Below are 21,894 nucleotides of genomic sequence, written 5' to 3' on the forward strand. Positions count from 1 at the left end.
ACCGATCAGTCGGTCCGAGAGAATCCCCCCTCGCGGCGATCCGTACCGCGCGCTGCGCGCCGGGCAAGGATGTGGCACGGCCCTGCACGCACTGCGGGCAACGACGTCACCCGCCTCTGCCCAAGCAATCCAGAATCCGGAAGCCAGTCCGGTCGCCCAGGATGACGACAGGTGACGAACAAACCGTCAGCACATCCCGCACCGATCCAGCCCCGGCACGACAACGGGGCCGGCCCCATAAGAGACCGACCCCGATTGACCTGCATATGCGCCGGATCGCTACGCCGATGCGGCAGCGGCCGTCACACGTTGAAGCGGAATGTTGACTACAACGCTCCCACCTGCGGAAACGTGGTTCTGAGGGGGCCAAGTCAGCACAGTATCAGCACGGGAAAACAAGCTCAGCACCTACGCGGCTTCCTCGTAGCCGGCCGCCACCTCGGGCGCCTCGGTCGGCACGTCGACCGGCTCGGGCCGCATGGCGCTCTGCATGACCTCGCGGCAGCGGTGCCAGGCCCCCGGAACGAGGTGGCCGTAGATGTCGACCGTCGTCTTGATCGACTTGTGCCCCAGCCAGCGAGACACCTCGTGGATCGGGATGCCGTTCGCGAGAGCAGTTGAGGCGAAGAAGTGTCGAAGGCTGTGCGGTGTGTACTTCGGCTTGCCGTTCACGTCGACCAGCCCAGCCGCCTTGCAAGCCTTTCGGAAATGGTAGGCGTACGTCGTAGCAGTGGGCATTGTGCCCTTTCCGCGCTCGCGTGGAGCGAAGAAAACGTCGAGCTGCCTGTCCTTGCCTGCCTTGTCCTTGAAGGGCACTGGAACGGCTTCCCACTGCTCGGCGTGCGCGTCGATCTCTTCCTCAAGGAAGGGGGCAGTGGGGATATCCCGGTACTCCCCCTCGGCCCGATGCTTCAACGGTACGAACGCCGTGCGGCAGTCGCCACGGTTCGCCTTCGAGCTGACCTGCCAGCGGACTCGAATGAATTCGGGGCGTCGGCACTCGCTCGCGTAGGCCAGGGTCTCGCTGATCCGAAGCCCAGCGCCTGACTGCAAGTAGATGGTGAGCCGGTACTGCTGGGAGATGTGCTTGCCGAGGAGGTCGACCTCTTCGAGGGTGGGGATCTCGTCCTCGTCTACGGCGAGGCTGCTGGTCCGGGCGATCTTGACACCGACCGCCGGATTCTCGGATATGCGCTTCTCGGTGACGGCGGCCTCGATCATCGCCGTCACGAACTTCATGCGGTCGTTGATCGTCGAGGCGGCCATGCCCTCGCCCGATCGGTGGAGGGTGGCGATGAACTTCTCGAAGTCGGACTTCGCGAGTCCAGCCAGGGTCTTGCGGCCGAGGTGCGGGACGAGGTGATTCTTCGTGAACCCCTCGTAGTTCCGCACGGTCCCCTCGGCGAGGATCTGCCGTTCGAGCCACTCCTTCGCCCATGCTCTGAGGGTGATGGCGCCCCGCTGCGGGTCGAGGTAGACGCCCATGCCCTTGTCGTGCTCGACCTTCGAGGCGAACGCATCGGCACCGTCCGGGCCCGTCTTCTTCGCGAACGTCCTTTCTCTCTGCCGGGCGGTCCGGCCGCCGGGCTCTCGATACCGGACAGTCCACTTGTGGCCGCATCGGAGCTTCTCGCAGAGGTAGAAGCGGTCCTGCGGGTCTTCCTTGCACTTCTGAAATACGGTTGCCATGTGGCCCCCTTTCCTTGCAGGTCAGGGCTGTGCCCTACCCGTAGTGGGCTTCGAGGTAGGCGACGATGTCGCGCTCGCGGAATCGCAGGAGGCGGCCGACCTTCTGTGGCTTCAGCCCCCACGCCCGGTACTTGTTCTTCACGGTGATCTCGCTGACCTTGAGCCAGTCGGCGACTTCTTCCGGCGTCAGCAGCCGGTTGCTTCCGCCTTGCGTCAACCGGTGGTCCGTTGGTTGCGCTCGGCCGCGGTGAGGTCATGGACTGCCCTCCACGCCAGGGCAGCCGAGTCGAGCGCCTTCTTCCGGTCCGCCTGAAGGGTTCGGATGGCGGCCGGCACGAGTGCGGGGTCCTCGACGCCGAGGAGCTTCGCGACTCGACCGAGCAGCTCCGCCGGATCTTCCGCCGGAGGCTGCTGGACGGGGCGCGAGTACACCCGGCATTCCTGGCCCGAGACTCCGAGCACCCAGCCCCACCCGTTCCTGAGCGCCTTCTCGCTGTGCGGCATCAAGCGGCGGCTCCGTAGTAGGCGGCGCGGGACTGGGAGGTCAGGTGGTACAGGCCGAAGGAGCACTCGTAGAAGCGGTTCTCGCGGTGCAGTCCCCGACGCGTTCCCTTGCGGTCTCCGGCTCGGTGACGCTTGGCCTGGGCCTTGCCCAACGCCTTCTCCGCCACCCGCTCGTCGTCGTAGCCGCGCTTCGCTCCGCACGCGCAGGTTTTGAACCCGACTGCGGTGATGGTCATGTGCTGTTCCTCGCTTACTTCTCGAATTTGCCGCATGGGCAGGTGGGTATCTGGCAGGCGCCTCGGGCGGCGCTGGCGGCGGAGTGGGTGAAGGGTGCATGGCCGCAGTCGGGGTGCTGGCAGTAGCCCTTCCAGCCCTTCTTGCCGTCCACGTTGGCGAGCATCACGCCGGGGGCGTAGAGCTTGACCAGGCGGCCGGTGCCGCCGATGGAGAGCTTCGATGCAAAGGCGCGGGCCTCGGATTCGTTGCCGAACGGTGCCCAGTTGAGGCCCCGGCTTCCGTCGCTCCAGGTGTGAACGAGGGCCACCCAGTCGCGCATCTGGAGGATCTCGCCGACTTCCTTGATCAGGGCCTTCGCCATCTGGTCGGCGCTGTCGAAGTCCGGGTCTTCGAGCAGCGCCTTGACGGCCTCGACCTCCTCTTTGCGGGGGGTGATCCTCACGCGCCACCGGAGGGGTCGAGGAGCTTCTCCAATCGGCTCACGACGGTGCCGAGCATCCCCGAGTCTTGCTCGGGGTGAGCGTCGTATCGAAGCCCGTCCCATTCGCGGAAGTTGTCGCTGGGTACGTCCCCGTCCTCGTCGCGGAGTTCGTCGAGTTCGGCCTCCTGCTTTTCCCACAGCTTGTGGATGTCGCCGAGGATGCCGCGGATTTCCGACTTGAGAACGTGGGGCGTCTGCGGGCCTGCGAGGTCGGCGACGAGTTCGGCGGTCGCGGCGGTTGGATTGACGACGTGGACGGGGAAGCGGAACCAGTCCGGGTCCAGGGCCCAGCCGAAGCCGACGACCTTCCAGCCGCCGTCTCGGGTCTTGGTTCCGCTGTCGCCGTCCGCGTCCTTGACCTCCGTGCCGGCCGGGAGTTCATCGAGCACAGCGGGGCTTCCGATAAGGGTGGTGGTTGCGTTCATGGGGTGTCCCCTCCTTCTGAATGCCACACTATCTCAATGATGCCGACTGAACAACTCTTACATTGAAGCCGCGATCGAACGGATGCTGGCGCCGAGCTGGTCCACGGTGCCGACGTTGAGCACCGTGGCGTCGAACTCCCACCCGCCGAGGGCGTTCTCGCTGATGTGCTCGGCTCCGTCGATCAGGACTTGGCTCGGCCTGACGATCTTGACCACCAGGCCGCCACGGGCCTTGATCTCCTCGGCCTCGTTGCGGAACCGCACGTCGGTGATAACGGTCGGACTCTCCCAGCCCCCGTAGTCCTTGAAGAGGGTGTCGATCCAGATCCGCTCGTCGATCACCTGGCGCCCGGCCTCGGTGCCGAGCCGCTGGAGGTATCCGCGCACCTCGGGGAACTCGCTCTTCACGTAGTCCCAGCCGTGGCTGTCGACCTCCCAGGCGACGGTGGTCGTCCCGGCCTCGCTCAGGGGGTCGATCAGCACCGGGTTGACGCGGTACAGCACCTCTCGAACAGGGTCTGCGAACGCCTTGCGCTGCCAGCCGCAGTCCGCAAGCGAGGAGGCCGCGGTGTCCTTGCCGGAGCGGGCGGCGCCCGCAAGTCCGAGCAGTGGGGTCTTCATTGCTTGAGTTCCTATCCTTCGAGGCTGTCGACGAGCCGATGCAGTCCGGGCGCGTGCACGAAGCCTCCGCACACGTCACAGTCGCAGTCGTGCAGGCAGATCGAGCAGCCGAGTTCGTCGCAGTACGGGTCGGGCCCGTGCCACTGGTGGGTCGGGTCGGGGTCCGGACAACCCCAGCTTTCACAGCTCCGGTCCTTGGACCAGGTGGGGTAGCGGATGTGCTCACGGCGACCGAGAAGTCCGTGCACCAGGGGCTCGCCGGGACACGCGAAGGTCGACGCGCGGGCCGAGTCGTGGTCGGTGAAGGCGGCCCGGCAGCGAAGGCACTGTAGACGCTGCTCGGGCCGCTTCCGCAGGCGGTGTTTCACGCGACGGCGGAGAGGCGTGCGAAGTCGCCGTCCGCGTGCAGGGTGACCGAGTTGGAGCGGGTCGGGGTGGCATCGGGCTCGTCGGAGATGTGCAGGCGCCACTTCTTGACGCGCTTGCCCCAGTCCTGGACCGTCACGACCTCCGGGTCCGCGAGCAGCCGGCCGACGCGGGTCACGGTGTGCCCCCTGGTGTCGTTGCCCGTGGCCGTCACACGGTCCCCGGCCGCGAGAGTGGCGATGGGGGTCCGCTCGGGCTCGGGTGCGGCCGGCCGAAGTGCGTTGGCCAGCTCCTCGAAGTTCGCCAAGAGGGCGAGCTGCTGACGGTACCCCTCGATCTGGCCCTCCAGCTTGACGACCTCCTTCTCCGTGGCCTTCATGATCACGGTGGTGTCGTGGCGCCGCCCCGGCAAGCGATAGCGGGCGTGCGCGGTGGCGTGCTCCCAGACGAGCTGGGTGTCGGCGATGTGGACTTCGAGTACGGAGCGCAGTGCGGCGCGCATCCGGTCGTTCGCGGCGTCGGAGATGACCTCGGTCTTGAAGTCCGCCAGGACTCGACGGAACCGGAACCGAGTCGCATCTTCAGGCTCGCCGATGCTGAGCATCCTCGTACCCTTGTCGATCTCGACGCCGTTGACGGTGAAATGGGCCGGGGTCTTCCCGCCTCCGTCGCCCGTCACCACCACCTCGAAGAAGGAAGGCAACAGCTCGACTTCGCGGCGGAACTGCGGCCGGACGTGGACGAGGCCGGTGACGCGGCGACCGGTGATCTCGTAGGAGGCAGTCCAGTCCTTCTTGTCGCGGTCCACCTCAGCGTCGGTGACGCGGCGGACGTGCATAGTGCCGTACTCGGTCTCGACCGGAGTGGCCGGCGGGTTCGTCGTCATGGTGCTCTCCTCGTTGCTGGCTGGCTTCATCAGGCCGCGGGAACCACCCCGCGACGACCTCCTCCCAGGAGGTTTCGCCACACTCTTACAATGGGGTGTAGGTGCTCAAGCGACCAACGCCTTCGCGACGTAGAAGCGGAGGGCGTCGCGGGCAGCAGAAACGGCCCAGTCGTATCCGTAGTGGCCGAAGCAGGAGTCGACTTCCTCCCACTCGGTTCGGATGTCCGTGGGGTCGTCGGTGCGCTGGCGGTCGACGGCCTCTTCGATCACCCAGCCGTACGCCTCGCCCTGGGCCCACGCCTCGTACTCCGTCCGCTCGGCGTCGAGGTATGCCTCGGGGAGCATGCCGAGGTCTTCGGCCTCGTCGCGCATGAGGTACCAAAGCGAGACGGGGCCGCGCTCCGGGCGGGATTCGATGACGATCGCGCCGTGGTAGATGGCGGCGTAGCGGGTGAAGGTGTCGACGCCCTTCCAGCGGTTCCAGCTCACCCGCGACCATGCTTCGGTCAGGGGGCCGCCGTCTTTGTCCACGGGGAGGTAGCAGCCGAGGTGTGTGTCGATGGTGATCACGTGCGCCAGGGTGTCGCGGTCGTCGCGCGGGTTGGGCGCGTCTTCGTCCTGGATCAGGCGCACCCGGAAACGGCCGTCCTCGGTGGTGTCGATGATGTCGTGCATGGTGTCTCCTTGCAGGTGAGTTGGGGTCAGGCGGCCAGCGCGTGAGCTGGCCGTCCTGCGGTGGTGGAGTAGATCTCAGCGAGGTAGGCGCGGAGCCGGGGCTCCCAGTCGAGGCCGAGCAGACTGCCGATCACGACCCCGCCCATCGGTGGGGCGACCACATCGCCGATCTGCTGGGTGCAGCTCGACCGAGAACCGGTCCACGGGTATCCAGGGCGGAAGCCGACCAGGAGCGCGGCCTCGTCGAGGCTGAACCTGCGGTCCTTGTCGTGCTCCCAGTACCAACCCCGGATCTTCGAGGTGATGCCGGTCGCGGGCTTGTCCGCGCTCCAGCAGTTCCCGCCGGCCGTCTTACGGACGCCCCGCGTGTTGACCCGGATGCCAGTCGGCCAGTCGAGGGCCTCGGCTGCGGTCGTGGTCGGCATCGGTGCCTTGGGGGTCAGGGCGTCGAGATCGACGTAGGAGTGGCGCGCGGCCATCATGAAGACGCGCTTCCTGCGGGAGGCGAGTCCGTAGTCGACAGCGTCCAGGACGCGGTACTCCGCGCTGCACCAGTCCGCCGACCACAACTCCTCGCGGAGGCCGTCGAGGACCAGCTCCGGCAGGGCCGAACTCTGCTCCATGGCCAGCCACCGGAGGTTGTCCCACTGTGCGGTCAGGCTGAGCGACCAGATCAGAACCTCGGCGATTAGGCCGATCCGCTCGTCCGTCATCTGCGCGATCGGCGCCCGAACCTCGTCCAGCGTGAGGAGAGGACCGGTAAATCCACCGAACCCATCCCACTCCGGGTCGTCACAGATCAGGCACTCGCCTTCCCATTCGCAGGGGCCAGAGTCGTGCCAGTGCCCGAAGGTCGCCTCGAAGGCCGCGGTGAACACGTCCAAGAGCAGTTCCTGATTGCGGGGGTCCTGCCCGGCCCGCTTGCCCGCAGGGGTCCAGCACTGGCACGGCGCGGTGACGATCAGACCGCGCACCCAACGGAGAGCGGGGTGCTTGGGGTCGAGCAGCCGCACGTCCATGACGATGCGCTGGAATCCTGCCGCGCGGGCCGTGGCGGAGGCGTCCTTGTTGAGTTCGACGCCCACGGTGTCGAGCTGGTGGCCGAGAACGTCCCGGACTCCAACGTCGAGGCCACCGGGCCCGCAGAAGAGGTAGACCACACGGTCGGGGTCGCCCTCCTCGGGCGGGTAGAGCCACCGCGCCGGCCAAGGCGCGGCGAGCTGCTCCAGCTCCTCGGGCGAGAGGTCGTCGAGGTCCAGCTCGGAGGTCGGGATGAGCGCACCGGCCGTCTCCAGGGAGCGGAAGGACATCACTCGTCCCCGTCCCAGTCGATGTCGACGGTCTCCACGCTGGTCAGCCAGTCTCCGACGATCTCCCAGTGGTAACCGGGGCGTATCAGGCCGTCGCGCATGTAGACGTTGCGTCCGCAGTCGGCGCACTCATACGGCTTCCGGTCGATGTATCGGATAGGGCCGCTGCACTCCACACAGCGGACGACGTTCAGAGGCGGTTCGGTCTGCACGAGGGCAGGGGTGTTGGGCATCGGTATCCTTGGGGGCGATGCTGGCTGGCATCATCAGGCGAAGCGCACCACCGCTTCGCGACCCGCCTCACCAGCGGGTTTCGCCGGGCTCCCGTTCCCTGTCACTTCGCATGGCAGGGAACGGGAGCTTGGAACCTTGGACGGTCAGGCGCTCGCGCCGTACACGTCGACAACTTCGCGGGCGATGTCGTGGGCGTCGTCCAGGTCGACTTCGCTGGCCCAGTCGTCCTCGTGCTCGTCGAGCCACTGCTGAAGGGCCTCGTCGTCGTCGATGATGTCGACGGGCACCTCAAGCTCCGCCTCCACGTCCACGATCGAGATCTCCTGGACCTCGAATCGGACGGTTACGGTCTTCGTCTCCAAGACTGTTGCTCCCAGGTGGATTCGGATGCGGCAGGGGCCGCAGGTCAGGTCTTCGTCGAGCAGCTCGGGCGCGTCCCCGCACTCGACGCAGGGTTCGGGGGTCATCGGGTCGTGAAGACGTAGATGCCGCCGGGCGCGTCCTCGGCGTGGAATCCGCTGGTGAACAGGTCGTGCGATGCGCGCTCCCAGTCGATTTCGTTGAACGGCCACTGGGTCAGGCGGGCCTTCTCCTCCTCGTCGGAGGTGGCCTCGAACCACTCGCGGGCGAAGTCGGCTTCGCTGTCGTGGAATCCGCGGAACTCGTCACGGAACTGGTCCACCCACTGATTGGGCTCCGTGTCGGAGCCGAACTCGGAGAACCAAGCGCCGAACGCGGGGGCCTCGTCGTCACGGAGGCCGGCCAGGGCCTCGGCGATCTCGGCGGCGTGGCTCGGAGAGCACTCCCCGGTGATCGTGCCGTGGAAGTTGTCGTGGTCCATGACCCACAGCTCTTCGTGCTGGGTCTCGCGGCCGTGGAGGTCCGAGGGGGTCACGAGGTCCGCCGTGTCGGCGTCGTACCAATCCCCTTGCAGGTGACCGGCGTTGTAGCAGGCCAGGCACCCGATCCACACGCGCGGGGTGTCGAGAGAGATAAGGGTGTTCATGTGTCCTCGCTGTTGATGTCGGCTGGCTTCGTCAGGCGGGGCACACCACTGCCCCGCGACCTCCTTTCGGAGGTTTCGCCTGGATGAGTCGGTCAGCGTTCCGCGTCTTCGAGGACGGGCCACAGCTCCAGTGACCGGTAGGCGCCGATCGACTTGTGCAGGTCATCGAGAGCGCCCTGAAGATCGCGGACGCACACCTCGCACAGGAACTGGCGGTTGGACGGCGATCGGGTCCACGGCCCACGCCGGCCGGTCGTCGGGCCGCACAGCTCGCAGAGCCCTCCGCCTTCGACGTGCTGGAAGACCACGGCCTTCACCCCGTTGTGCGGACTGGTTGACTCGACGTAGGCGTGCTTCTCACGGGCGGCGGCCCGGAACGCCTCGCGGTAGCCGTAGTCGTGGAACGTGCCGCCGTGCCGCCAGGCACCACACGAACCGTCGTGGTCTTCGGGGTTCTCGTATCCGCAGTCGCAGATGTAGAGGTCGTAGGGCCAGGTCACCAGTCGACCCCCAGCACCTTCAACAGCTCGTCGACGGTGGCGTGCTCGTCACCGGACGGATGGCGCAGTTCCTCCTCGGGCAGCAGCTCACCCGGCAGCAGGAACACGAGCTGCTCGGCGAGGTCGGCGAGGTTGCACAGCGTGTACCACTCATCGGTGGCCGGGTCGTAGTCCTCCCGCCACTTCTCGACCTCGCGGGTGACCGCCAGCACCTCGCGGACCTTCGCCTTGATGTGATCGCTCATGCCGAGACCGCCTGGCGTCGAGTGGCTTCGACGCGCGGTCCCCCGATGTCGGCGCGGCGACCAGCCGCGCGCCCATCGCGCTGCCCCGTTCCGGTCAGCTTCGGGAGCTTCGCCTTGCCGAGCTTCGGATATGCACGTGCCTGCGCGGCCTCGACGATGCTCTTGCGGTCGGCCAGCACGAGGGCAACCGAACGCCCCTCGCCGCTCCGCTCTTCCTCGGCGTCGTCCTGGGCCTGCTTCTCCGCGCCGAGCAGTCGGCTGCCGATTTCGGTGGTGAAGCCTCGCAGCCACGAGCGCCGGTAGGCGGCCACGCTCTCGCCAGGCACCCACGGCCGGGCATAGACAAGCCCATTGGTGGCCTGGAGGGAGAGCGATGCGAAGAGCATCTCGATTCGGTCGAGGTCGCTCGTGTAGCCGAAGAGGTGGACCCGGTAGATCTTTCTGCCGTTCACCTTGCGCATCGGGTTGTAGACGACCTTGGCGCCCAGGCTGCGTCCGATCTCGTTCAGGAGAAGACGGCGCTCCAACGCATAGGAACCCTCAACCGATATGGAACGGTCGCTCACCTTGTCGGAGTTGGGCTCCTTCTCGGCGAGCATGGCGCGCTCGATACCGAACTTGCTCATCAGCTTGAGAGCCTTGGCGTTGTACGCCTTCCTCTCCTCGGGCGTGGCCGCCGGGTCCTCCGCCTTGGCCAGCATGGCGCGGATCTGCGCCAGCTTGGGGTGGGGCTGCTTCTCGTCGTTCATGTGTACCTCGTGGATCTTGATGCGGCTGGCATCGTCAGGAAGCGGGCACCACCCCGCCCCGACCCCCTTGTCAGGGGGGTTTCGCCAATCACCTACAGGGGTTGCTTCGTGGGCCTACCGGCGAGCACGGTGGCGAAGTTGGCCATCACGACCATGGCCAGCGCCTCAAGTTCCGGGCCGTCCGGCAACGGCACGCCGAGTACGCGCATCGTGTTCAGGGAGCGGGCGATCAGGCGCTCCATGTCGTCCGTGTCAACGAGATCCGAGCAGAGGTCGCAGGCTCGCCAGCGGCCATCGTTCGGGAGGGGTGCCACCACTCCGTCATCGGTCATCAGGGCGACGTGGGCCCTGTCCCTGGGCACGTAGAGCCATCGGGCTCCGGGCAGACAGCAGAAGTCACACTCTTGCATTGCGGCAGATTCCCCCGACTCAGGCCACGAGGGCGTGGGCGTACTCGCGGATGTCGACGGCGGTCGGGAAGGGGTCTTCCTCGTCGTGCCAGACCTCGGTGCCCTGGTTGTGCGCGTCGCCATACTCGTCGCCATCGGCATGGCACTCCAGCCACGTCACGGCCGCATCACGGCGGCCGGCCGCAAGGAGGAGGCTCGCTATCGCGTCCGTCTCCGTGCACGTGAAGCTCTCGCCGACATGGGAGGCCAACATCCCGTCGTCGAAGGTGTCCGCGAAGTGGTCGACGGCCGCGGTGAGTTCCTGATGGACCATGGCGACCTGGCCGCTCAGTTCGAGCAACTCGGCGTAGAAAGCACGCTCAGCACGGCGCTTGGCGCGGAAGTTCAGGGCGCGAAGAATCTTCATGGATCGTCCTTGGAATGGATGCGGGCTGGCATCGTCAGCAGTCGGGCACCACCCCGACCGGACACCCTGAACAGGGTGTTTCGCCTTGTTGCCGCCCCTCCCCGAGGGGAGTCATCAGGAAGGGGCGGCGGCTGAGGGGTCAAACGAGCGCGAGCTGACCCTCGATCGGGGCATTCATGTGCTCGTTGGCGAGTGCGCAGAAGTGGGCGTCGCGGTGCTCGGCGTAGATCTCAGCCGAGCGAATCCACGAGACCTCGCCTTCGGACTCCTGGTACTTCAGCTCGTACAGATCGTCGAGAGCGTGCTCGGTGATGGCCGCGCGGTCCTCGTCCGTGTCGTCGGGGTACTCGCGGCAGGCTTCATCGAGCGCACCTTCGAGGTTCTCGTTGAAGACCTCGTCTTCGAGTTCGCCGTGATCGCTCTCGTCGAGGAACGGGTACTCGTACTTGGCGTACTCGGCCAAGGCGACCGCTTCGCGGAATGCTGCGGTGTAGCCCTTGCGCTTCTTGCCGTGCTCGTAGACCTGGACGTACAGGGAGTACGCGGAGCCGTAGTGGACGGGCGATCCGTCGATCTCGATGACCTGGGCCTGAGATCGCTTGGTGCCCTCGTAGCCCTCGTCGGCCGCACACCGGATCAGGTCTCTGGCGACGCGGAAGTTGGACTTGTCGCCAAGGCTGGTGGGGTACTCGGTGTACGAGAACATCTCGACGTGCGTGGCATCGTCGTCGTCTCCGTAGTACGAAGTGCGCCAGGACGGATAGGCGTAGTTGGCGTTTTCGAGCAGCGCCGCGTACTCGCGGAACGTCTCGTTGGGGATCTTGGACTGGCGGCGCATCTGGCCTCGTCTTTCAGGTTGAGCGGCTGGCTCATCAGGTCCCGGACACCACTCCGGGTACGACGCTTCACCCTCGGCCGGCATAGCCGAAGGGAAGCGTTTCGCCACACTCTTACAATGGGCCCTTACGAAGCAGCCAGAGCCTCAAGCTCCCGCGTCGCCTGGTACAGGGCCACCGCGTAGGCGTCCCGCTCGACCATCAGACCAAGGGCGATCTTGATCCAGCCGATCTCGACGTTCTCCAGCTCCGCCAGCTCGACCTTCGCGGCATCCAGCTCCAGGGCCAGGCTGAACGCTCGCTCGGCGAGGTTGTCGGCCTGCTCAATCAGGCTCGGGCCGGTACCGATGCAGTCGGACTTGACGAGGTTCACGGGCTTGGTGGTGACGATCATGTCGGTCCCCTTCTAGGACTCGCCGGACAGCCGTCCGGCATTCGATTCGACGCCCTTCGGCGACATCGGACCACAGCCACACTCTTACAATGGGGCCGCAATCAGCGCCCCCCAGTGGCTTCGCACCTACGCCCAAGGCGTCCGGGAGGCCCGACCCATCGGGCCGGATGTTCAGTCAGGTGATCATTTCGGGTAACGATGGCGGATTGCTCAAGCCATCGGGCTCACCGTTCCACCACCTCTCGAACCGGCCGGATTCCTCCGGCCCGTTCGGTTCGTTCCGGCCGGTTTCCCGGCCCGTTCGAAAGAACGGTGAGCCCTGACCTCCGAAGTCCACACGGCTGCCCTGACATCGCTTCCCACGGGCATCCGAGGGTTGCTTCTCACCCAGCGCCTACCCCGAGAAACGGGGCGGTTCGCAGGCTTCACCAGGACCGTACGGGCGGGACTGCGGACAAGAGAATCCGCGCCTCTGCCTGTTACGTTGGCTGTACCCCAGGGGTTCGGCGTCGTCTCCGGCACGCTCCCATCACCGGCAGGATGCCCCGCCTCCGGATCACGTACCTTCAAGCCCACCTGTGCCCTGCGTACCCACCCACACCGCGATGCGGTTGCGACATCCGCCTTTGAGGCGGGGCCGGGTGAGCGTCAAGCTCAGTTCGTGCGCCGTACCGGCCTGAGCCGGTCTGGCTTGGCTCCGACCCTAGCGGGTCTCGGCCGTTCTGCGCAACTCTTACAATCGCTGCGTTGCTACCTGCCATGAGAGCCGGTCGGCCAGGCAATCCCAGTGTCCTGACCGCTGCCCGGTGTTCCCGTTCGGCGTTGGTCCCAACCCTAGCGGGTCGGTCCCGTACTGCGCAACTCTTGCAATCGCTTCGAGTGCTTGTCCCCGCTTCGCTGGCCTGCCTTGCGGCTGGCGTCCCGTTGTGGCGACGAGGAGAACACTACGGCAACAGCCACACTCTTGCAAATGCAGCCACAAATCAGCAGGTCAGATGCTGTTTAGTGGACTGCTTGAGTGGCTCTCTGCGCCGTTCTCCGGGCCTGATTCGAGCCTGATTCGGCCCGGTTGGCAGGCAGGCAGGCAGGCAGGCAGGCAGGCAGGCAGGCAGGCAGGCAGGCAGGCAGGCAAACGGCCCGCGATCCGGCCGGGGTACTGCCTTGGGGGGTGCGGGGGGTGAGTGCGTCCGCATGTGGCGCGCGATCTTAGACCAGGCCAGGCGGGGTGGGGGTATGACCCCCGGTACGCGAAGGCCGGCACCGCCACGTCTTAGCAGCGCGGATTCCGCCACAGTTCCAAGGTCGACGGGACGGCCACACCCCGCCTGCCGTCAGGGCGAGCGGGGCGTACGGGGTGCTCGACTCTAGGTCACTCGGCGGCGCCGAAGCGGTTGATCCCCGCGTCGGGGTTCTCGATCAGCAGCTCCAAGAGGCGCCGACCGTCCACCGCGGCCGGCAACTCGACGTGGTGCCGGGCTTCGCAGACCACCCGAACTTCCCCCGTTGGCGAGCCGAAGACTGTGTGGTTCTCCATTGCGCCGCACGTCGGACAGGCGACCGCCTCCTTGCTGCCCGCGCCCATGTCGTACGTGATCGCGCCCCGCACCGTGAGGTCGTAGCTCTCATCGGCGGGCCAGACCCCCTTGAGCTGCTTGAGGGCGGTCGGGCGGGACATGACGCGCCCCACTCGATCGGCGATCTTGTTCTTCGACAGGCCGCCCCATCTGCACGCGTCCCGCATGGCCTCTGCCAGCTCATCGCCGGTCCGGTCGGAGGCGAAGTCGGCGACGAGCTTCGCCTCAACTGCCGTTTCGAGGGCCTGCTCTACGGGCCCCGGCGGGGTGGTGTCGTCGATGGCGGCCCAGGCCCCGTGATCGCTGGTCACCTCTACGACCACCCGCGCGTCGGCATAGCGCTCCTCGGGCGGTGCTGCCTGCCAGCGCCTCAAGATGTCACGGCCGAGGTCGTGGGCAGTGCCCGTCCAGTCGGCGACGGTGCCACGCCGCGCCGGGGAGCCCCACCCGTCCACGTCGGGCGCCAAGATCTCGTACTCAAAAACTGGTGAATTCGCCATGGCGCCCACTGTGGCAGTCAACGGCTTGACCAGTCAAGCTCTTTACCAGTCAAGCCGTTGACTGCCAGGTCAGAGGTCAGGCGACCTGCACTTCGCCGAGGTACCGATACCCCGAGCGCTCGGAGCAGCCGAGCCGTCCGGCCAGCGTCGGCCCGGTGACCTTCTCCCCCTCCGCCTGCATCGCGGCGACGGCTTCCTTGACCACTGTCAGCGGGATGGCCTTCCGGGCACTGCCCTGCCGTCGCGACTTCGGCTCCGCCAGCTCGGCCGCTGCCAGCTCCCCGGCAAGCTCGTCCGCCATGGCGTCAGCGCTGGCCACCAGCTCGTCGATGTCGTCGGCCAGTTCGTCATACGAGTTCTTCACCCCGTGGGCCTTGGACACCAGCGCCCTACCCTCGCGATCAAAGGCATCTGCCAGTTCGCCCGCCATCGCGGTGACCAACTCTTCCAGTTGGCGGATCTGCACCGAGGCGGTCATCTCGGCGGCAGGGGTCGCCGCCATGTGCAGCATGTGTGCCACGACGAGCGGCGGCACAGCGGAGACGAGCGCCACCAGGATGGCGGAGGTGTTCATGTAGCTCTGCTCGATGAGGTGTGCCACGACCTGTGCTGACAGTGCCAGGCCGAGAGCGGCGCCAGCTCCGATCGTGGCAGTGAGGCGGCCTGGCAGTGCCATCCGGCGGCGGACTTCGGCGATGACGGCCGCTGCGGCGGCGTAGGCGGAGATGCAGACCGGCATGAGCCAGGCGACCCAGCCGTGCCAACCCGCGGCTTGTGCCATCTGGATTTCTCCGGGCACCGACATGGCGAGAGCCGCCACCAGGACGAGCGGCCTGCCAGCCACGAAGACGGCCTTGGCGTACCAGGGCATGTGCATGGACGTAGACATGAGTGTTCCCTTGGAAGGTGCGAGCGCTGGCAGGGTCAGGCGGCGGCGAAGGCCGGGCGGCCATGGCGGCGGGCGGTAACGCCGGTGGCTCGGCGCTGGCGGATGGCGGCCAGCAGTCCGGCGGCTTCGTCGCTGCCAGTGGCGGGCTGCTCGGGGGTTGCCGGGGCTGGGGTGCCGAGGATGTGCCCGGTGGCACGGTCCATTTCTTCGCGGCACAGCTTGCACAGGTCTTGCGTGACTCCGGCGGGGAACACGGCGTCGCAGGACTGGCAGTGGTGGCGGGTGTCCGGGGCGGGCTTCGGCTTGGGCTGGGGCTTGGCCGGCATCTGGTTCGTCAGGCGGTACGAGACCAGGGCGGCGGCAGAGTCGACGCGCTCCGGCAGCCGAGTCGTCAGGGCCGCCACGATCTTCATGGCGGTGTGGCCCTCGGCGAGCCAGGCGGCAGCGAGAGGGGCCAGGCGGAGGACTTCGCTGGTGCTGAGCGTCAGTCGGCGGTCCGCGTCGCCGAGCTGCGCGAGGGTCGCTGCGGCCCTGCCGGTTGCGGCGTCGGTCTGGTCGTTGTGGCCAGGGGCCTCTTCCTCCTCCTCGGCCCGCAGCGGTGTCGCCGCCTCGTCGCCGCTCGGCTCGGCGTCAGGGAGGAGGTTCTTTGCCTGGTTCTTTTCCCCCTTGGGGAGATCGCCGACGTTCCGGCACTTCGGCTCACCGACCGCCGGAATGCGGTCCATCGGCAGGTCAGAGACGTGGGTCTGCGTTCCCCACAGGCCGGTGTCCGGGTCTTGGCCGCGCTCGCGGCGCAGGTAGCCCGCCTTCTCCAGGGCGGTGAACGCCTTGGCCACGGCGCGACGGCCTTCTTCAACCTGATCGGTCACGGTGTCGACGGTGGCGCGGGCGCCGTCCGGGAGCGACAGGAGGGTGACCAGCAATCCTCGGGCGGACAGGGACAGGCCGCTGTGGCGTGCGGCGGCGTTGGGCACGACCACGAAGGCGCGGTCGTGCCGGTTACGATGCACTCGCATCGAGAGATACCCCTCTCGGTCGACGACCCCGGCCAGGTGTTCGCGCACCGTCGAGCCGGGGTCGTTTGCTTGCTGTGCCGTGCACCATACGCAAGAGTGTGGCTGCATTGCAAGAGTTGATCCGACGCCCCGCGCCGGACCCACGCACGCAAGAGTGTGGCGGGGCTCACACGTGCCTGCGTTCCAGGATCGCCGCCAGGCTCCGTATATATAAGTAGAAGGTTGAGCCTCTACGGCTTGAGAACTTCGACTATGGGCCCCCGGAGGGGGCCTATTTCTGATGCTCCTTCGCCGGTGCCTAAAGCCTCTATCTGTACGCCTGGAGGCTTTATGTCATGGTCGAGTTCCGACCGCAGGCAGCGCCTTCCGGCGAATTGGCCTCAACTACGTATCCGCGTTCTGAGGCGTGACCGCCACCAGTGCACAGCCAGAGATCAGTACGGCGTGCGGTGTGCGGAGCCTGCTACCGACGTGGACCACATCCGGCCCGGTGACGACCATCGAGAGACCAACCTAAGATCACTCTGCGGGTGGCATCACCGGGCAAAAAGCTCCCAAGAAGGAGCAGCGGCCAAGGCCGCCGGTCGTCGGCGCCAGGACCGCAAGTTCCGCAGGTCAGAGAAGCACCCTGGTCTGCTCTAACTGCGCAGAGTTCCGGGCCTCGGGCCCGTAGAGCCGCGCCGGCCCCCGGAGGCACTTCCTTCGGGGGCCCAGTTCTTCAGCGAAGGAGGTGGGCGATGCCCGGCCCCGTACCGAATCGGGAGGCTGACCTCGCCCGCCCGCGAGAGCGCAAGGGCGGGAACGCCCAGTCCGTCACCAAGGGCGTCATGAAGGAAGTCAAAATCCCTAACGGCGACCGGAATTGGCACCCCATCGCCAAGCGCCTCTGGGATTCTCTCAAGTCCTCCGGCCAGGCCGACTTCTATCAGAATTCGGACTGGGCCTTCGCGTATTCACTGTGTGAGGATTTGAGCTACTACAAGAAGTCCGGAAAACGCTCGGGACAAATGCTCCAGACCATCTACAGCGCCTTCGAGCGGCTCCTCGTCGCCGAGGGCGACCGGCGCCGCGTGCGCGTCGAGCTGCACGAGCCCGAGCCGCAGGAGCAGTCCGCGGCCGTGCTCGCCATCGCCGACTACAAGAAGGATCTCGGCCTCGAAGCCTGATCTCGGGGGGTGAGACGTGGCGAAGACCGCACCCCTCACCCTTGACGAGATCGAGGCCCTGGAGCCCGAGTTCCACGGGCCGACGTGGCAGAAGGATGCCTTCGGTCGGTGGGCGCTCCCCGAACGCACCCTGGGCTGGCAGGTCGCTGGATGGTGCGCCGAGTACCTGAACGGCGAAGGCTCCACGGACGACCAGCCAGTCCCTTGGAAGTTCACCCGCGAGCAGCTCCGCTTCCTCCTGTGGTGGTACGCCATCGACGAGGACGGGGAGTTCGTCTACCGGACCGGCGTTCTCCAGCGGCTCAAGGGCTGGGGCAAGGACCCTCTCCTCGCGGTCATCTCGCTCGTGGAGTTCGTTGGACCGTCGCGCTTCTCCCACTGGGACGAGAACGGCGAGCCAGTGGCCAAGCCGCATCCGCAGGCGTGGGTGCAGGTGACGGCCGTCAGCCAGGAGCAGACGACGAACACGATGGGCTACCTGCCCATCCTGGTCTCGGACCGGCTCATCGCGGCCTACGGCATCAAGATGGGTGCCGAGTTGATCCGCGCTGATCGGGGCCGCAAGAGGCTCCAGGCGGTCACCAGCTCCTACCGGGCGATCGAAGGCAAGCGGACCACCTTCACCCTGCTCAACGAGACCCACCACTGGATCTTGGGCAACGGCGGCCACAAGATGTACGAGACCATCGACGGCAACGCCACCAAGATGAACAGCCGCTACCTGGCCATCACCAACGCATTCATGCCGGGTGAGGACAGCGTGGCCGAGCGGCAGCGCGACGCGTACGAGAAGGTGCGTGCCGGCCTGGCAGCCGACGTGGGCGCGCTGTACGACAGCATCGAGGCGCACCCGGCCACGCCGCTGACCGCCGAGGCTCTGCGCATCGTCATCCCCAAAATCAGGGGTGACGCGGTCTGGCTCAAGGTCGAGTCGATCATCAAGTCCGTTCTGAGCCTGACCATCTCGGCCGCACGCTCCCGGCGCATGTACCTGAACCAGATCGTCGCCGAGGAAGACGCGGTGTACGGGCCGGCCGAGTGGGACATGCTCCGCGACGACGCCCTGGTGCTCGCGCCGGGCGACGAGATCACGCTCGGTTTCGACGGCGGCAAGACCGACGACGCCACCGCGCTGGTCGCCCTCCGCGTCCGGGACATGGCCGCCTTCACCATCGGGCTGTGGGAGAAGCCGGACGGTCCGGCCGGGACGAACTGGCAGGTCTCCAAGGCGGCCGTCGACTCCGCTGTGCACGACGCGTTCCGGCTCTTTCAGGTGCAAGGCTTCTACGCCGATGTTGCCCTGTGGGAGTCGTACATCTCCGAGTGGTCCGAGACCTACGGCGAGGATCTCGCAGTGAAGTCCTCGCTCGGCAAGGACGCGATCGGCTGGGACATGCGGGGCTCGCTCAAGACATCGACGCTGGCGCACGAGCGCCTGATGCGGTCCATCTTCGACCGCAAGCTCGTCCACGACGGTGACCTCAAGCTCCGGCGACACGTGCTCAACGCGCGGCGGCGGGTGAACAACTACGGCGTGAGCTTCGGCAAGGAGTCGCGCGAGAGCCCGAAGAAGGTCGACCTCTACGCGGCCCTGCTCCTGGCGCACGAGGCCCTGATCGACCTACGAGCACGCGGCAAGAAGGTCCGGAAGCGGACCGGTCGCGGCTATTTCCTGTGACCCGATTGTAAGAGTGTGGCAAAGGCGGTGATTGTTTGACCGCCCCCCTGTCCCCTGCCGCGCTTGCGCGGCAGCTCCTCGCCATCCTGAACCGGGACGGCGATCGGCTGAAGCGGATCGACGACTATCTCCACGGTCATCACGACGACCCGTACATGCCGCCCCAGGCCGACGACGAATACCGACTCCTCGCGCGACGCTCGGTGTCGAACTGGCTGCCGCTCCTGGTGGGCACTCCGGCCCAGGCCCTGTACGTCGATGGATTCCGATCGGGCAAGGCGGGTGGCGGCCTCCCGGCCCCGGCCGAGACCACCACCGTGGAGTGGGCGCACTGGCAGCGCTCTCGCCTCGACGCCCGGCAGGCTGCGGTATACCGGGGTGCCCTCACGTACGGCCACTCGTTCACCGTCACCGAGAAGACGCGCGCCGGGACTGTGCGCACGAAGGGCTTGTCGGCCCTGCGTACGGCTGCTCTCTACGAGGACGCGGCCAACGATGACACCCCGTACGCGGCGCTGACCGTCACCGCCTGGCCTTCGGGCGATGCGCTCGGCAAGGCCCGGATGTGGGACGCGCGGCACGAGTACGCGATCACCTTCAAGACGTTGGAAGACGAGAAGGGCATCACCGTCTCGGCCGGGGGCCGGCACGGCGCCTCGGAGTGCCCCGTGACGCGGTTCGCTGCGAGCGTTGACCTCGAAGGCAGAACGCTGGGCGTCATCGAACCGATGATCGCGTTGCAGGACAGGATCAACCAAACGATCTTTGACCTCCTCGTCGCCCAGACCTACGCCTCGGTGAAGGTCCGGACTGTCACGGGTATGGCCCCACCGGTCCAGCGCGACCCCGAGACCGGCGAGGCCATCCTCGACAGCCAGGGCAATCCGATCCCCCTGCCGATCAACCACAACGCCAAGAGGTTTTTGTTCGCCGAGGACCCGGATGTGAAGTTCGGATCGCTGGACGAAACCCCGCTTGGCGGGTTCATCCAATCCGTGGACATGTCCATCAGGCACCTCGCGGCAGTCAGCCAGACCCCGCCCCACCACCTGTTGGGCCAGATCGCCAACCTGAGCGCCGAAGCCCTCCTGGCTGCGGAGACAGCGTTGAGCCGCAAGATCGCGGAGTTCCGTACCGCCTTCGGCGAGTGCTGGGAGAGGGTGTTCCGCTTGGCGGCCGAGCTGTCCGGCAACACCACCTCGGCCGATGATTACCGTGGCGAGGTCATCTGGCGCGACATGGAACAGCGCAGCCTCGCCCAGGCGGCCGACGCCCTCGGGAAGTTGCGCGAGCAGCTCGGAATCCCGGCCAAGGGACTGTGGCGTCGCGTACCAGGGGTCACCCAGAACGAGTTCGAGGACTGGGAGCAACTCGCCGAGGATGACGACTCGGTGGGCCAGCTCGCAAGCGCGTTGCAACGGGCCACACCCGACACCCAGCGCAGCACCGAGCTGGGGGCGGCAGCGTGACGAGCGCCGCACGACAGAAGGAAACCGACCAGGCGTCGGCCGCCTTCCACGTCGCCCTGTCCCAGATCGGCGCCGCCACCGTGACCGAGGCCCTCTCCCTCTGGCACGAGGTCCCGGCCGCGCAGCGCGCGGCTACAGCCTCGGGTTGGCTGCGACGGGCCATCTCGCTCGTGATGGGGCGCAGGCGGCAGTCCCGCGACCTGGCCCGCGCGTACTACCGGCTCGCACGGGCGCTGCAAACGGGCACGACGGTCGCCGACCCCTATCACCCGGAGCCGGAGTACGTCTCCCTCGCCGACCTTCGCCGCGAGTTCGCCGAGCTGGCGGGCACCTACGAACCGCCCGCTTCCGACCAAGAGGGCGAGGCCGCGACCGGCGAGTCCGGGGAAGCCTCGTCCGCCCCCGACGACGAACCCGTGTCCGCCGAGGAAGACGCCCAGGCGGCGCCGGCCGACGAGGACCAGGACCAGGACTGGGAGCGCATCCTCGTCGAGGAACTCGAAGGGCTGCGCGAGGAAGAGGAGCGGATCGAGCGCGAGGCCGAGGACGAACTTCGTACGGTCCTCGACGCGCTCGGCACGAACAACCTGGATCGCCGCCTCGACGAGATCAGCGACGAGCAGCCGGCCAAGGCTGCCGACAAGGCTCGTGACGAGGCCCAGCGCCAGGCGGGCGCCCAGCAGGCAGCCGCGGCTTCCCGTGTCGCCATGAACGGAGGCCGCTCGACCACCTGGAACCACATGCGGCGCGACCGCAGGGCGCTCGGATATGTGCGGCTCTCGCGTACCGGCACCCCGTGCGGGTGGTGCGCAATGCTCATCAGCCGGGGTCCGGTCTACAAGTCGCGCGAGTCCGCGACGTTCGCGGACGGCGACCGCTACCACGACAACTGTCACTGCTACGCGGCGCCGGTCTTCTCCATGCAGCAGTACCAGGGCTCGGAGCTGACCGCGCTGTCCCGCGAGTACGAGGCCCTGTGGCCCCAGGTCACCAAGGGCCTGAGCGGCAAGTCGGCAGTGAGCGCCTGGCGGCGCTTCATCCGCCAGAAGCAAAGAGCCGCTGCCCAGGAGGCACGGCGATCGACGATCACAGCCCAGGAGGCGTGACCCCTGTCTGAGCAGACCCCCACCCCGAACGACGACCCCACGGCCACCAAGGACGAGCAGCCGCAAGGCGACGCGCAGTCGGCGGAGACTCCGGCCGGCGCCCCCGAGGACGACCTCCCGGAGTGGGCCCGCAAGGAGCTGACCAAGGTGCGCGGCGAGGCTGCCTCGTACCGCACTCGGCTGCGCGACGCCGAGACCCGGCTCACCGAGGCCAAGAGCCCGGAGGAGTTCGAGGCCGCGCTCGCCGAGGTGAAAACGAAGAACGCCGAGCTTGAGCACTCCCTCGTCGTCGGCACGGTCGCCCGGAAGTACGAGCTGCCTGACGAACTGGCCGCACGGCTTCGCGGCGTGACCGTCGAGGAGCTGGAGACCGACGCGAAGGCCCTCCGGGCACTCCTCGCACCGGCCGTGCCGGAGTCCCTCGGCGGTGGCCTCACCCCGTCCGACGAGGACGACGGAGAGATGGACCCGCGCGCTCTCGCGCGGCGCTCTCGGCGCTTCTAGCGAATTGAAGACGCGTTC

At 67.2% G+C, this 21,894-nt stretch carries 29 protein-coding genes and 6 other RNA genes; 5 read left to right on the forward strand and 30 right to left on the reverse strand.

Annotation, left to right across the window (positions count from 1 at the left end):
- Positions 1–408: 408 nt before the first annotated feature.
- From ACLJT4_RS01235 to ACLJT4_RS01380, 30 genes are all read right to left on the reverse strand, one after another.
- Positions 409–1,689, reverse strand: coding sequence for a tyrosine-type recombinase/integrase (locus tag ACLJT4_RS01235; protein WP_411120570.1), 1,281 nt, complete (start codon positions 1,687–1,689; stop codon positions 409–411).
- 34 nt (positions 1,690–1,723) lie between these two features.
- Complete coding sequence (locus ACLJT4_RS01240) at positions 1,724–1,906, reverse strand: helix-turn-helix domain-containing protein (RefSeq protein ID WP_411120571.1); 183 nt, start codon at positions 1,904–1,906, stop codon at positions 1,724–1,726.
- Positions 1,903–2,193, reverse strand: a complete 291-nt coding sequence (locus tag ACLJT4_RS01245) for a hypothetical protein (protein ID WP_411120572.1) — start codon at positions 2,191–2,193, stop codon at positions 1,903–1,905. Before ACLJT4_RS01245 ends, ACLJT4_RS01240 begins: the two co-directional genes overlap by 4 nt.
- Complete coding sequence (locus ACLJT4_RS01250; protein WP_411120573.1) at positions 2,193–2,429, reverse strand: hypothetical protein; 237 nt, start codon at positions 2,427–2,429, stop codon at positions 2,193–2,195. The genes ACLJT4_RS01245 and ACLJT4_RS01250 overlap by 1 nt, the downstream gene beginning before the upstream one ends.
- A 14-nt stretch (positions 2,430–2,443) precedes the next feature.
- Positions 2,444–2,872 (reverse strand): hypothetical protein, encoded by a 429-nt coding sequence (locus ACLJT4_RS01255; RefSeq protein WP_411120574.1) that lies wholly within the window; start codon positions 2,870–2,872, stop codon positions 2,444–2,446.
- Positions 2,869–3,336 carry a hypothetical protein gene (locus ACLJT4_RS01260; protein ID WP_411120575.1) on the reverse strand — a complete coding sequence of 156 codons (468 nt, stop codon included), beginning with the start codon at positions 3,334–3,336 and terminating at the stop codon, positions 2,869–2,871. Before ACLJT4_RS01260 ends, ACLJT4_RS01255 begins: the two co-directional genes overlap by 4 nt.
- Positions 3,337–3,393: 57 nt before the next feature.
- Positions 3,394–3,957 carry a hypothetical protein gene (locus ACLJT4_RS01265; RefSeq protein WP_411120576.1) on the reverse strand — a complete coding sequence of 188 codons (564 nt, stop codon included), beginning with the start codon at positions 3,955–3,957 and terminating at the stop codon, positions 3,394–3,396.
- An 11-nt stretch (positions 3,958–3,968) separates the two neighbouring features.
- Complete coding sequence (locus tag ACLJT4_RS01270; RefSeq protein ID WP_411120577.1) at positions 3,969–4,205, reverse strand: hypothetical protein; 237 nt, start codon at positions 4,203–4,205, stop codon at positions 3,969–3,971.
- A 116-nt stretch (positions 4,206–4,321) separates the two neighbouring features.
- Positions 4,322–5,209, reverse strand: coding sequence for a hypothetical protein (locus tag ACLJT4_RS01275; RefSeq protein WP_411120578.1), 888 nt, complete (start codon positions 5,207–5,209; stop codon positions 4,322–4,324).
- Positions 5,210–5,223: 14 nt separating this feature from the next.
- Positions 5,224–5,289: hammerhead ribozyme type II (locus ACLJT4_RS01280), an RNA gene on the reverse strand.
- A gap of 25 nt (positions 5,290–5,314) precedes the next feature.
- On the reverse strand, positions 5,315–5,884 hold the full coding sequence (locus ACLJT4_RS01285; RefSeq protein ID WP_411120579.1) for a hypothetical protein: 570 nt from the start codon (positions 5,882–5,884) through the stop codon (positions 5,315–5,317).
- 26 nt (positions 5,885–5,910) lie between these two features.
- Positions 5,911–7,194, reverse strand: a complete 1,284-nt coding sequence (locus ACLJT4_RS01290; RefSeq protein ID WP_411120580.1) for a DNA cytosine methyltransferase — start codon at positions 7,192–7,194, stop codon at positions 5,911–5,913.
- Positions 7,194–7,427, reverse strand: a complete 234-nt coding sequence (locus tag ACLJT4_RS01295; protein ID WP_411120581.1) for a hypothetical protein — start codon at positions 7,425–7,427, stop codon at positions 7,194–7,196. The genes ACLJT4_RS01290 and ACLJT4_RS01295 overlap by 1 nt, the downstream gene beginning before the upstream one ends.
- Before the next feature lie 18 nt (positions 7,428–7,445).
- Positions 7,446–7,513: hammerhead ribozyme type II (locus ACLJT4_RS01300), an RNA gene on the reverse strand.
- Between the two features lie 58 nt (positions 7,514–7,571).
- Positions 7,572–7,790, reverse strand: coding sequence for a hypothetical protein (locus tag ACLJT4_RS01305; protein WP_411120582.1), 219 nt, complete (start codon positions 7,788–7,790; stop codon positions 7,572–7,574).
- 101 nt (positions 7,791–7,891) lie between these two features.
- Entirely contained in the window at positions 7,892–8,434 is a 543-nt protein-coding gene (locus ACLJT4_RS01310) for an antirestriction protein ArdA (RefSeq protein WP_411120583.1), read from the reverse strand.
- A gap of 16 nt (positions 8,435–8,450) precedes the next feature.
- Positions 8,451–8,515, reverse strand: an RNA gene (locus tag ACLJT4_RS01315) — hammerhead ribozyme type II.
- An 11-nt stretch (positions 8,516–8,526) separates the two neighbouring features.
- Positions 8,527–8,934 carry a hypothetical protein gene (locus ACLJT4_RS01320; RefSeq protein ID WP_411120584.1) on the reverse strand — a complete coding sequence of 136 codons (408 nt, stop codon included), beginning with the start codon at positions 8,932–8,934 and terminating at the stop codon, positions 8,527–8,529.
- Complete coding sequence (locus ACLJT4_RS01325; RefSeq protein WP_411120585.1) at positions 8,931–9,179, reverse strand: hypothetical protein; 249 nt, start codon at positions 9,177–9,179, stop codon at positions 8,931–8,933. Before ACLJT4_RS01325 ends, ACLJT4_RS01320 begins: the two co-directional genes overlap by 4 nt.
- On the reverse strand, positions 9,176–9,928 hold the full coding sequence (locus tag ACLJT4_RS01330; protein ID WP_411120586.1) for a DUF2786 domain-containing protein: 753 nt from the start codon (positions 9,926–9,928) through the stop codon (positions 9,176–9,178). The genes ACLJT4_RS01325 and ACLJT4_RS01330 overlap by 4 nt, the downstream gene beginning before the upstream one ends.
- A gap of 19 nt (positions 9,929–9,947) precedes the next feature.
- Positions 9,948–10,015, reverse strand: an RNA gene (locus tag ACLJT4_RS01335) — hammerhead ribozyme type II.
- A gap of 5 nt (positions 10,016–10,020) precedes the next feature.
- Complete coding sequence (locus ACLJT4_RS01340) at positions 10,021–10,170, reverse strand: hypothetical protein (RefSeq protein ID WP_411120587.1); 150 nt, start codon at positions 10,168–10,170, stop codon at positions 10,021–10,023.
- 187 nt (positions 10,171–10,357) lie between these two features.
- Positions 10,358–10,744: a hypothetical protein gene (locus tag ACLJT4_RS01345; RefSeq protein ID WP_411120588.1), complete on the reverse strand. Its 387-nt coding sequence runs from the start codon at positions 10,742–10,744 to the stop codon at positions 10,358–10,360.
- A 19-nt stretch (positions 10,745–10,763) separates the two neighbouring features.
- Positions 10,764–10,830, reverse strand: an RNA gene (locus tag ACLJT4_RS01350) — hammerhead ribozyme type II.
- A 53-nt stretch (positions 10,831–10,883) separates the two neighbouring features.
- On the reverse strand, positions 10,884–11,582 hold the full coding sequence (locus ACLJT4_RS01355) for a hypothetical protein (RefSeq protein WP_411120589.1): 699 nt from the start codon (positions 11,580–11,582) through the stop codon (positions 10,884–10,886).
- A gap of 20 nt (positions 11,583–11,602) precedes the next feature.
- Positions 11,603–11,689: hammerhead ribozyme type II (locus ACLJT4_RS01360), an RNA gene on the reverse strand.
- A gap of 18 nt (positions 11,690–11,707) precedes the next feature.
- Positions 11,708–11,974: a hypothetical protein gene (locus ACLJT4_RS01365; RefSeq protein WP_411120590.1), complete on the reverse strand. Its 267-nt coding sequence runs from the start codon at positions 11,972–11,974 to the stop codon at positions 11,708–11,710.
- A gap of 1,369 nt (positions 11,975–13,343) precedes the next feature.
- Complete coding sequence (locus ACLJT4_RS01370; RefSeq protein ID WP_411120591.1) at positions 13,344–14,048, reverse strand: hypothetical protein; 705 nt, start codon at positions 14,046–14,048, stop codon at positions 13,344–13,346.
- A gap of 76 nt (positions 14,049–14,124) precedes the next feature.
- Entirely contained in the window at positions 14,125–14,937 is an 813-nt protein-coding gene (locus ACLJT4_RS01375) for a hypothetical protein (RefSeq protein WP_411120592.1), read from the reverse strand.
- A 35-nt stretch (positions 14,938–14,972) separates the two neighbouring features.
- Positions 14,973–15,953: a hypothetical protein gene (locus ACLJT4_RS01380; RefSeq protein WP_411120593.1), complete on the reverse strand. Its 981-nt coding sequence runs from the start codon at positions 15,951–15,953 to the stop codon at positions 14,973–14,975.
- Positions 15,954–16,690: 737 nt separating this feature from the next.
- On the opposite strand from ACLJT4_RS01380, the gene ACLJT4_RS01385 reads away from it, so the two are divergent.
- From ACLJT4_RS01385 to ACLJT4_RS01405, 5 genes are all read left to right on the forward strand, one after another.
- Positions 16,691–17,119 carry a hypothetical protein gene (locus ACLJT4_RS01385; RefSeq protein ID WP_411120594.1) on the forward strand — a complete coding sequence of 143 codons (429 nt, stop codon included), beginning with the start codon at positions 16,691–16,693 and terminating at the stop codon, positions 17,117–17,119.
- Positions 17,120–17,135: 16 nt separating this feature from the next.
- Positions 17,136–18,797, forward strand: coding sequence for a terminase (locus ACLJT4_RS01390; protein WP_411120595.1), 1,662 nt, complete (start codon positions 17,136–17,138; stop codon positions 18,795–18,797).
- A gap of 35 nt (positions 18,798–18,832) precedes the next feature.
- The gene (locus ACLJT4_RS01395) at positions 18,833–20,266 is read left to right on the forward strand and encodes a phage portal protein (protein ID WP_411120596.1); all 1,434 of its coding nucleotides are present in this window, start codon (positions 18,833–18,835) and stop codon (positions 20,264–20,266) included.
- Positions 20,263–21,372 carry a hypothetical protein gene (locus ACLJT4_RS01400; protein WP_411120597.1) on the forward strand — a complete coding sequence of 370 codons (1,110 nt, stop codon included), beginning with the start codon at positions 20,263–20,265 and terminating at the stop codon, positions 21,370–21,372. Before ACLJT4_RS01395 ends, ACLJT4_RS01400 begins: the two co-directional genes overlap by 4 nt.
- 147 nt (positions 21,373–21,519) lie before the next feature.
- Positions 21,520–21,876 carry a hypothetical protein gene (locus ACLJT4_RS01405; protein ID WP_411120598.1) on the forward strand — a complete coding sequence of 119 codons (357 nt, stop codon included), beginning with the start codon at positions 21,520–21,522 and terminating at the stop codon, positions 21,874–21,876.
- Positions 21,877–21,894 lie beyond the last annotated feature (18 nt).

This window comes from Streptomyces sp. x-19, assembly GCF_046549115.1.
Lineage (GTDB): Bacteria > Actinomycetota > Actinomycetes > Streptomycetales > Streptomycetaceae > Streptomyces > Streptomyces albulus_C.